6 protein-coding genes are annotated in these 11,407 nt (G+C 42.9%); 2 read left to right on the forward strand and 4 right to left on the reverse strand.

Features of this window, described 5'->3' with window-relative positions; all coding sequences use genetic code 11:
• The coding region (locus tag IM479_RS10390; protein WP_287699358.1) for a helix-turn-helix domain-containing protein at positions 1–82 on the reverse strand (82 nt) is incomplete at its 3' end.
• 91 nt (positions 83–173) lie between these two features.
• Here IM479_RS10390 and IM479_RS10395 point away from each other — a divergent pair.
• Both IM479_RS10395 and IM479_RS10400 read left to right on the forward strand, forming a co-directional pair.
• The gene (locus tag IM479_RS10395; RefSeq protein WP_287687409.1) at positions 174–2,252 is read left to right on the forward strand and encodes a caspase family protein; all 2,079 of its coding nucleotides are present in this window, start codon (positions 174–176) and stop codon (positions 2,250–2,252) included.
• Between the two features lie 75 nt (positions 2,253–2,327).
• Positions 2,328–3,968, forward strand: a complete 1,641-nt coding sequence (locus IM479_RS10400) for a DUF6930 domain-containing protein (protein WP_286825066.1) — start codon at positions 2,328–2,330, stop codon at positions 3,966–3,968.
• A gap of 84 nt (positions 3,969–4,052) precedes the next feature.
• Here IM479_RS10400 and IM479_RS10405 read toward each other — a convergent pair whose 3' ends face one another.
• The 3 genes from IM479_RS10405 to IM479_RS23035 all read right to left on the reverse strand — a co-directional run bounded on the left by IM479_RS10405 (position 4,053) and on the right by IM479_RS23035 (position 10,728).
• The gene (locus IM479_RS10405; RefSeq protein WP_286825071.1) at positions 4,053–4,232 is read right to left on the reverse strand and encodes a DUF1156 domain-containing protein; all 180 of its coding nucleotides are present in this window, start codon (positions 4,230–4,232) and stop codon (positions 4,053–4,055) included.
• Positions 4,233–4,323: 91 nt separating this feature from the next.
• Entirely contained in the window at positions 4,324–6,297 is a 1,974-nt protein-coding gene (locus IM479_RS10410; RefSeq protein ID WP_287687411.1) for an ATP-dependent nuclease, read from the reverse strand.
• A gap of 381 nt (positions 6,298–6,678) precedes the next feature.
• The gene (locus IM479_RS23035; protein ID WP_287687413.1) at positions 6,679–10,728 is read right to left on the reverse strand and encodes a S8 family serine peptidase; all 4,050 of its coding nucleotides are present in this window, start codon (positions 10,726–10,728) and stop codon (positions 6,679–6,681) included.
• Positions 10,729–11,407: the final 679 nt, after the last annotated feature.

Genomic DNA, 11,407 nt, shown 5'->3' on the forward strand with positions numbered 1-11,407 from the left:
ATCTTACACAGCCCAAGGTGCGCCGCAATAGCGACTCTTGTTCTGGTGTGGGGTAAAATCGGTAAGAATATGCTTTTTCCATGTCTCACATTTTAGCATATATTTGGTAAATGCGCTAGTATTTAACGGTAAAGCCGTCGTTCTACGACGGGGTTTCAGACCCAAAATTTTCGATGAACATAACTAGGCGAGAATTGATCCAGCAGACAGGTTGGGGGTTGCTGACTTTGGCGATTAGTCAAGGGACAGTTAACCGTCATTTGGCTGTTCTCGCCGCCCCTAATCCCCGAAAATTGGCTCTTTTAGTCGGTATTGACCAGTATGGGGCGAATATTCCGCCGCTGCCCGGTTGTCTTACCGATGTGGAGTTACAAAAAGACCTTCTCCGTTATCGTTTTGGCTTTCAGGATGCTGATATAGTGACTTTAACGGGACAAAAAGCCAGTCGAGAAGCGATCGAATTGGCTTTTTTAGAACACCTGATCGCCCAAGCTAAAACGGGGGATGTGGTAATTTTTCACTTTAGCGGTTATGGCAGTGTTGGGGCCCGAAAAGAGGTTTTTATTGCTGCTGATGGGGCAGAAAATGCTCTAATTAAGGAAAATATTTTGCTTTTGGCTCGCTGTCTAGCTACGGATAAGTTTAGCTTGATTTTTGATAGTAGTCATCTTCCCCAAAATCGTCCCTATCTCGGTAATCTCCGCGTTCGCTCCTATTCTAGAGCCATTAGTGACCTTAACCCCGCCGAGTTAACTTTCGCTGCCGATATTAAAACCCGTTTTAACCTCAAAAATAAGCCTAGTAACGGCGTTATTCTCGCTGCCGCTAAACCAGAGCAAATCGCCCTGGAATTGAGCGGTAATAGCCCCAATGCTGGCTTATTTACCTATGATCTCACTCAGTATCTCTGGCAAGTTTCCCCCAGTCCGACAATCGCGATCGCTTTTCCCCGTCTCCGCAATCTCGTCGCTAGTCACAGCAGTGAACAACAGCAACCGGCAATCCTAACCAGTAATCAAAAAAATAATTCTGCGGCGCTTTATCATACAAAGCCAGAAAAGTCAAGGGGTGGGGCAGCAATTGTTACAAATCTTATTGACGAGCGCACCCTAGAAGTCAATCTGGTCGGCCTGCCCTTAGAAATCCTAGAAAATTACGGAATTAACTCCTGTTTGAGCTTTATTGAGGCGACTGGGGAGGAAATCAGCCTACAAATTCTCGCCCGTCAGGGTTTAAAAGCCAAAGCCCAGTTATTATCACCAACCGCCTCCCTAGAAATAGGACAGATTCTAGAGGAAAAATTGCGGGTTTTTCCGAGTCAAATCGGCTTAATCGTCGGTTTGGATAATAACTTAACCCGGATTGAACGGGTAGATGCCACCAGTACCTTTGCCAGTTTGCCCGATGTGGCCGCCGTGGTTAACATTGGCGAACAAGCGGTAGATTGTCTCTTAAGTCGAGTTGGTAGCGAAGAAACTGGCAATTATCAGTTATTATCTCCCAATGGCTCCCTAATTATCGGTAGTTTAGGGGCGGTCAACGAAGCAATTAAATCGGGAATCAAACGACTGCAATCGCAACTAGAAACCCTGCTGGCCTGCAAATTGTGGCACTTGTTGATCAATCAAGAATCCTCCGGTTTAGCCGTCATTGTCACCCTCGAAAGCATTGATAAAATCTATATCTCCCGTCTGCAAACGAAAAAAGCCGTCAATAATAGCAAGGCCAACGATAACGCTAACAATGACTTAATTCTGCCCGTCGGGACAGAAATTCGCTATCAAATTGAGAATCAAGAAGAACAACCCCTCTACGCACTGATCCTTGTCCTCAACAGCGATCGCCAACCGCTTTTATACTGTTCCTGTTCAGAAACCCCCGATAATTTCACCAATTCCAGCCCATTGGCCCCCTTTGTCGTGGCGGCCAAAACCAAGGCCACCATCCCCAATGACCGCCAAGGGCATTGGAAAATTAGTCAACCCAAGGGCATCAGAGAAAATCTACTGATCCTCAGTCGCCATCCTTTCCCAAAAACCTTTACAATCCTTAATGCTACTCAAAACGTCAAAGGAGAAGCCACCCAACTGCTCACCCTGACCAACCCCCTAGAAATAGCCAGAGCATTCGGTCGCGATCTAAAATTAGATTTAGGTCTAAAAATGGATAGTTCTGGCAGTGTAATTGATGAATACGCCTTTGATCTAGGAACTTGGTCAGGTTTCCGGTTTATTTATCAAGTTATGGACTAAATCGATAGAAAATTCTTATGGAATCCTTGAAAAGAAAAGGTTAAAATCCTAAAACAGCTACCCCTAAATTTCCCGATGAATCTTCTGCCCCGGACCACTCAAAGCCGCCTCAAAAAAATCCCACAAATTCCCAGTGTTTGGGAAGGAGATCGTCGTGCTTTATCCTTATCCGAGAGAATGCCCCGGGCCACCTTAGAACCAAATCAAGAAAGCGGCGGCGAGTGCGTGATCTGGGTGGATGGTAGCGAGGGCTGTGTACGCGCTATGGAAGTAGTTTCCCCCGAAACCGGGCCTGAGGCCATGGTGAGAACCTTAATCCGCGCCATCGAAACACCGCAAAGTCCCGCCCGGCCAGCCAGACCGAAAAAAATTATCGTCCGCGATCGAGAAACACAGTTTTTTCTGCGCGGGGTACTGCAAGATCTGGATATCACCATCGATTATGTCCCCAGTTTGCCCCTGATCGATGATCTCTTTCGTGGATTCGACGAATTCCAAAATAACCGCCCCCCGGCAATTCCTCCCGCTTGGCAGTCCGCTTTAGTGAAAACCGCTCACGAAATTTGGAAAGCTGAACCCTGGTCCTGTTTAGCTGATTACGATATTTTGGAAATTAAGCTCGATCGACCCGATTTCCCGAATCTTTACGCCTGTGTCATGGGAATGCTCGGTCGGGAATACGGAGTCATTCTCTATCGTTCCCTAGAATCCCTCAAACAATTCCGGCAGTCCGCTTTGGCAGAAAAATCGATGGAAAGATTAGAAAAAGCCTTTCTTTCCCAAGATTGTTGGTTTTTAAGCTACGAATTGGCCGATGATGATGAGGACGATGATGAGGATGACTACGATCTAGCCTCGGCTGCCCCCTCCCAAATCCATCCAGTTTTCGGCAGCGTGCATCCCTACGAAGGTATTCGCCCCTATTTAGATGAAGAAGAAGCAATCACGGTATATTTAGCTTTAATGGCTCTGTTGCGCTTTTTTAAAGGCAATCAATCCGCTTTATCCGAAGAACCGATCGGAGAATTACAGCGTCGTTTTCGCATTCCCCTCGATCCCGAACAGGCAAAAGGGGAAACCTTGGCGGTGACGGTGGCCACGATGCCCGATCTATGTGCGGAATTTATGCAACTCTTGGAGGAGGACGACGACGAGGATGAGGATGATGAGGAAGAATCCGTACTCAAGGAGGATTTAGTTCCTGATAATGCACATCTCAGTCTGGGAATGGTTCCCTGGCAATTATTAGATAAAATTCGCAGTCGTCCAAAAATCCATTATCAACCCCAATCCGTACCGACAAAAGGAGAGGGTTTCCCCGTGGTGATGATCCAGACCTCCCGACCGAAAGCCAAGGAAATTATCGAAAAAATCGAACAAGCTGGCGGTTTGGCGGCTATTGGTTTTAACCCCGGCGAAGATCCCCTCGAAGATACCCGTTATGATCTGGGGATTCTGAAAATGGCTAATGGTGATCTCTATCTATTTGGGGAATTCGAGGAAGATGATCCCGACCACCGTAACGCGCGCCGCAATTGGCAAAAACGCATCAAAAATACCGAGGGTTATTGTGGTTTGATTATTGCCATGGGCGTAACCGGTTCCTCCTGCGGTAATCCCCAATTAAACGATATGTTGGCTCTCTATGAGGCAACATCGATCAATAGTAAAGATTTAGACTTGGGAGTTTTGACTCTTATGCCTCACTTCGGTTAATTTGAACGGGCAGCGGCGCAGCTTTTTTTCAGTAATCAGTAATCAGTGAGCAGTAATCAGTAATCAGTAATCAGTAATCAGTAATCAGTAATCAGTTTGCTTGGCAAATTCAGTAATAATTTTGGCGGCATCTTCTCTAAACTCTTGCGGGCAGTTTTCATCCACCAGATCCGGCCACAACGCCGCACAAATTACCGCCCGACACGCGGCCAGTGGTCGCCTTGCCCACCAGATATGAAGTGTAGAAATATGCCCATGACGAATCGATTTTTACCGCCGCGCATGGGCAGAAATTCGCTTAATGGGTAGGTCAACTTCGATCAGGCGTTTAGGGTAGGTCATGATGGTTAAAATTCTACAATTTGGTTAAAAAATCCCACTCATTAAACCAAGTCGAGCGATCAACAAGATTGAGTAATGAAATAAAATCTTGCTCAATATTGAACTCTATATTATGAGGTTTGGTCACTTGATTAATAATTTCTTGAACATCATTTTTATTAGCCATTTTATAAAATTCACGATTGTCATTGATGGTTATTAAATACCTCCTAAATAGATCATTTAGACTAATATCATTTTCTTTAATAGGATTTTGGTTATTCAAAAAATCCCTTTTACTTAGTTGTTCCCTGACGTTGGCATACCGATGGCAAGTCTCATCAATATATTTATCATCAAGACTCTTTAGCTTTTCTTGCATGATTGTTAAATAATGATTCTCTAGGGATTGTACCAAAGCAGATCGATCAACATTAATATCATCTTTTTTGGCTTCTAGCCATTTTTTTAGTAGATGAGATAACTTGATCAAATCCATTAATAAAATTGACTCAAAAGTATAAGACGGAGTGATATACGTTGGAATTTTAACATGACTACCCAGTGCTTCAATAAGCTTATCACGGTGATCATCTTCAATAAAATCACGATCAAAGACGAGAAAAGCCTTACTCCAAAGCGTTTCTTGATTTCTAATTAACTGAAAGATCTTTTTATAACTAGGTAAATTCTTAAAAATTTCAGAGAATCCACCCATCACCCAGAAAGAATATTTTTTTGTATTTATACCAATAGTATTCTTTTGTAATAACGTATAAATTGCTTTTGCATCATCCTGACCTTCGACAAAAATGATTTTATCCGCTTCAACTGCATTAATAAAATCTAAACCATTGCTATTCCCTAAAGAACTAATAATAGGATTTAGCGCAGAGGGATAAATTCCTTTAAAGCGTGGCTCTACGAAAAGTTCTTGTCGAGATAAAGCATTATAATTATATTGAGGTCTATTTTCCAGATGAAATAATTGATGTAAAGAAACCTGTCGAATTAAACTTTCATTATGAGTTGTTAAAAAAATTTGTGTTGTCTCAGAGAATCTAAGCAGTGTATTGATTAGCCGACTCTGTATGTCACGATGAATATGACTATCAGGCTCATCAAAAAGAATCAAATTGAGATCATTTCTTTGCCCAAAAGAATATAAATTTAATAAAATTACAATAATCTGTATTGTGCCACTTCCCAGTAAAGAAATATCTTTTTCTATATCACGATTATCAATTTTGTAATTAATAATAACTTTGACATCATCCCGAAAATCACTGGAAGTAAAAAAGCTGATTTGTGTACTAGAGCTATCAAAGAGAATATACGACAAATCGCGCTTAAATGTCTCATACAATTGAGGGTCTGCTTGATCACTATGAAGAGTGTATAGACGATTACGAATGACTTCAACCGATTCTCGTTTTTGAATTGCTTCTAGCACTTGTGGAGTAGTCAAAAACCTCTCATCCGCTCTAATCGTAGCAACAGGAGAAGCGAAAGAACAGGCAATTGCTTTAGGGAAATTATGACATATTTGGTTAAACTGAAAAAAATCAAAATCTTGACGATTTAAAAATTCTAGCTTGTAGCTGTTGCCATGGGAATTTGTAATTGAAAAACCAATCTTTAATAATGGGTTTGCTCTTTGCTCAGAAGATATATCTTGAAAGATAAAAATTAATTCAATTTTTTGACTTTTATCGCACTGATAAAATAAGTCATCAATATTAGAACTACGAACCGTTTTTATATCTGTGTAAAGTAAATACTGAGTATCTTTAAAAACATAATCCCCCGCTCGATAACGTTCAGGTTTAGCACGAATTGCTTGGTATAACAAGAAGTTAAAGCACTCATGCCAAAGGGCGATCGCCTCTAGCAAATTGGTTTTTCCTGAATTATTAACCCCAGTAAAGACATTAAAATCAGGATCTAGATCTACGGTAACATCTTGAAAAGACTTAAAATTTTTAATCTGAATTTTGCTGATCTTCATTCCCGTTCATCCTGCCGTAGAATTGCCTCTAGTCCAAGCTGATAATGTTCAATGCTTGTAACAGCTTGCCGTCCTAGCGTAACCGCATCTCGAATGACATAAACTTCCGACATCATCCCACAGTTAAACACCCTATAGAGCCAATATTCCCGCTTTAATCGTTCGGCTGTTTTATACTTATCTCTGATGCTAACACAATTTGGAAGTAGGTTAGCCCAATTAAATCTAATTAGGGAGCAGTCTCGTAGGTTGGTTTGAGCGAAACAATACTTAGGAGAAAACGTATTAATTCGATTGAAAAAGCGAAGAGGATGCCGACAAAAAAACCCCCGCCGTTAGCGGGGGAGATGGCATAGTTTTCCTGTGATGCCTAGCTGAGACTTACACCCCGTAAACGAAGTCAGCATTAGTCATGCCAGCTGCGGCAGTAGCCCCAACATTGGCAATTAGGTAACTACCGACGAGGTTGGAATCGTTATACCAGATGTCGCCGTTGCTAGTGTTGACGTAGATGCCGGAGAGGTTTCCCAATGCTCCCCCGGTGATCCCCGCTCCCTTGAAGAACCCGGCAGCGTTAAGGACATTTCCGGGCACATTACCACCAACAAAGCTCAGACCCTTGATCCCCGGATTAATGGGGCCGGTTAAAGTGCTGTCAAGACTGTTCGCCAGAATAATCGTGTCAGCGGGTACAGAGAAGTCGGTGATCAGATCACGGTTCGCTACGTTGTCGAGCCAGAAGAAATCGTTTCCAACACCACCAGTGAGAGAATCCACACCCAAGCCACCATTAAGGGTATCATTGCCCCCACCACCGTTGAGAAGGTTATTGGCCGTGTTGCCCGTGATCACGTTATTACCTGCGTTACCAGTACCGTTAATGGCGGCTGTTCCTGTCAGTGTCAGGTTTTCCACGTTATTTAAGGCAGCAATAGTGTAAGTAACACTAGATTGAATGGTATCTGTACCACCGCCGGCAAGTTCGGTAATAGTATCAGTTGCAGTATCAACAATGTATGTATCGTTGCCTAAACCGCCAATTAAGGTATCAACACCAGCACCACCATTAAGGATGTTATTACCAGTATTACCAGTAATGACATTATTACCCGCGTTACCAGTACCGTTAATTGCTGCTGCTCCTGTTAGTGTCAGGTTTTCCACATTCGCTGGTAGGACGGTAGTAACCCCAGCCGTGAGGGTATCGGTTATGGCTGTAGTTACAGTTGTGGTTGTACCCAAGGTGGCATTGGTGGGAGAAGACAGAGTTAAAGTAAAGGTCTCATCTGCCTCATTAAGAGAATCATTGAGAATGGGAATATTGATGACTTGACTGGTAACACCAGGGGCAAAGGTTAGAGTTCCAATGGTGGCCGTGTAATCCGATGCCGCAGTTGCTGTGCCGTTAGCAGTAGCATAGTTAACGCTGATGGTTTGGCTGCTTGCTTGGGAAAGAGTGGCGGTGTAGGAGGCGTTTTGAGGCGTGGTCAAACCTTCAACAATCGTCTGACTGTTGGGACTAAGATTAATCTTGGGTAACTGAAAGTAGTTGCCAAAATTAATGCCAGTCAATTTTTCCCCTGCTTTCAAGTTTAGAGCATAGGGAGTGGTGGGGAAGGTTTGTATCCAGCCTGTTTGATTCACTTCCAGAATGGCATATTCTCCCGGTCCTAAGTTGCTGAAGGTATATTGACCATCAGCGTTAGTGACTGTGGAAATTTCCCAAGGATCTAATTGTCCATTGGTAACGCTATCAATGTAAATTGTCCAACCTGCTAGGGCTTGTTCACCTGCCTCCCAGATACCATTAGCATTAGCATCGTTCCATTTACTGCCTTGGATGCTTCCAAGTGGAATTTTAATGTCTCCATTTTGAAGTGCTAAGTCCGCTATTTGCTTTGCTCCTTCAAGAAAGCCTTCATCCCCCGTCACCACAAAATCGAAAACCCCACCATTTAAAAAAGCACCTTCAGCAATACCAAATTCCCGTCCCTTTGCGAAAGCGTTTGCTACTCCTTGGGGATTTTGTTGCGCTAAAGTTGCCAGGGAGATGAATTGAGGAGGATCGGGAATGACAGGTATTGGATTGGTTTTAAACAGATTTTCATCCAAACCCACACGCCAACTATCAGCGAATTTTCCATGTATTTCATCCCAAGATGGGTTAGGGCTTAATTTAGTCCCGTCCCTTAGCTGAAAATCATTGTTAGGATTGCCGTCACTGTCACCCAAAAGTCCGTGAACACTACCGAAGCGCAAGACTTCAAGATTGATGTGATTACCATTATCAAACGCCTTCACCTGAGCATCAGCAGAATCAACAATACCATCATCTCCTGCGTAGGTCAAAGTATAGAGGTTACTACTACGCTGGATGATACTGTTGCCAATGCTGAGAGATTGACCATCTGCTAAGGTGGCATTGATGCCATTAATTTGAATTCTATTAGCAAAATCAAGGTCAAAAACTACTCTGTTACCATCCACCAATGTGGCAAAGGCGGTATTAACTGCTACGGAAGTGTTATATATCCAAGGCTTTTGACGAGTCTGCACTACCCAATCATCGCCTTCTCGTTCCGATTCAACAAAAATAAATTCCCCAGAGGCTTGGAAGTCATAATATTTTTTGTCAAATGTCACCATGTGTACGTCACCCCAACCGATACCGCTTTGATTGACTCCGCTATGTAAATTGAGGCGACCGCTTGTGTCATTTGTCCCACTTAGACCAGGAATTACATCTACACCGTTGAGAACATACTGTCTCAATTGCACAGGAGTCAGATCGGGTAAACCTCTGTCCCGTCTGGTTGCTACCATTAAAGCTGCTGCCCCTGCGACATGGGGAGCAGCCATAGATGTCCCGCTGGAATAACCGTAGTTACTTCCCATCAAAGAACCACCTACTGGTAAGGTGCTGTAGATATTTACCCCTGGTGCTGCCAAATCTACAGTAGTTGCGCCATAGTTTGAGAACCCAGCCAGATTGTCGTTGTGGTCTGTTGCTTGTACAGAAATAATGTTATTGAGGTTATAGGTGGCGGGATAAAATGGGGAGATATCGTTATTCTGTGCATAATTACCCGCCGCCGCTACAAATAGTCGTCCGGCTTGAATGGCGGTGTAAATAGCCGTAGAAAATCCTCCACCACCCCAACTATTATTAGTTAGATCTGCTCCATTAGCTGTTGCATATTGTATGGCTTGAGCGATCGCAAAGTTGGAAGCTGCCGCACCACTGGAACTGAATATCTGAATAGGCATGATTTTGACCTTCCAGTTTACCCCAGTTACCCCTATACCATTGTTCCCCTCAGCGCCAATAGTTCCAGCCACATGAGTCCCATGTCCGTGACCGTCCATAGGATTATTATCATTGTTGAAAAAGTCCCAGCCGTGAACATCATCAATATAACCATTACCATCATCATCAAGGAAATTCCCAGGAATTTCTCCGGGGTTAGTCCAAATGTTATTTATTAAATCTGGATGGGTGTAATCCACACCTGTATCAATGACACCCACAACAGCATTACCAGTATTAGGAAACCAGCCCCAACCTTGTAAAGCACCCCATGCTTCTGGTGCATCAATATCGGCATTGGGTGTACCCCCCGTTTGTCCTGTATTATTAAGTCCCCACAGAAGTGGAAAACTGGGATCGTTGGGGATTAAAGGTACAGCCAGTTTATTATCGTTATAGTTGGGTTCGATAAATTGAACACGCAGATCTTGACTGTAGCGTTTAACTGTTTCTTCGACGCTAAGAGTGGTGGCTATCTGCCACAATTGAATATCTAATTTGGGAATGGTTCCCGCGACTTTCGCTCCTAATTCTGTTTGTAAATTTTTAATATCTGCTGCTGAAATATCTCTTGATAGTTTGATGATGACTTGGTTGGGGACAAAGGTGAGGCTGGGGGTTGTTGGAGTTAGATTCTGCTCTACCTGAATACTCTGCCCATCTAATGTAATCGTCGCGTGATCATTCTCTACCTTCAAAGCCTGTAATGTCCCGGCACTGAGAATATTACCACGCACTAAGTTAGAAAAAATGTCTCCCTCATCACCAGCGCTATCCGTCTGATTGATATGAGCATCAATAAAATGCCCGTATTCTTCTAATAAAACCGCAATAATGTCTGTATCCGTAGCTGTATCAAGAAAATTAGCAGCGAGATAAATCTTATTCGTGCTAGTCCCATAAGCACCACTAGCGTTACCAAGAATGCTACTATCCAGAACTTCAATTTGCGGAAAGGAACTAAAATCACCTACAAGCCATTGAGAACGGAGATTTGTGGCTACTGTATGGTCATATTGTGTACCAAATGCTATTTCGAACAAATTCCAGAAGTCATTTAAACCAGCAAAGTTTTTCAGTTGGTTATAGGTCTTGTTGAGAGTGGTCTGAAGAAGATTAGTCATAACATCCTTTCCATCAACTATTTGTTTGCATTTACATTTGATCGCTCAAGACTTATGAGACGGGTACTAGCGATCGCCTGGATTCATGAAAGTCATGGCTGTGTAGTATTGTAGATAGTTTTTGCGGAAATAAATTTTTGAGGAAATAATTTTTAACATCGGATTTAAATATCGGACTATTATGTATTTAATATTGCTTGATTTTTCTGGATATTCGTTACTTGGTATGATTCGATCAGGGGGCATAAATCGACTAAATCCTTATCTGGCAAGAGACTCAATTGATTAGCTCGTTCTAGATAGAAAACAATTGGCAAAAATCGCAGCAATGTCTTTCTATGTAAGGGTTTTATCCTTTATAACCCCCCTCCATTGCATAACACAAACCGAAGAACCATTTTTCTATGTAAATCCTGATCAATGACTATTTAGTTAAGAAATGTAACAAAATAGCCATTAAAACGGCTTACCATCTTGACAACCAAAAAAAGAACAGCACAATTATTTGTAGGATGGGTTACGCTACCGCTAACCCATGTGGGCGTTGGGTTTCATGCTTCAACCCAACCTTGTATATTGAGAGAGGTGGTAGACCGTCCCAACCTTGGTCGGAAAAGACCGCTTCGTAGCAAGGGTCACCACCATAATCTCCCTGACAAAACTCGAACAGTCGCCGGGG

The sequence above is a fragment of the Microcystis sp. M165S2 genome (assembly GCF_020245885.1).
Classification (GTDB): domain Bacteria; phylum Cyanobacteriota; class Cyanobacteriia; order Cyanobacteriales; family Microcystaceae; genus Microcystis.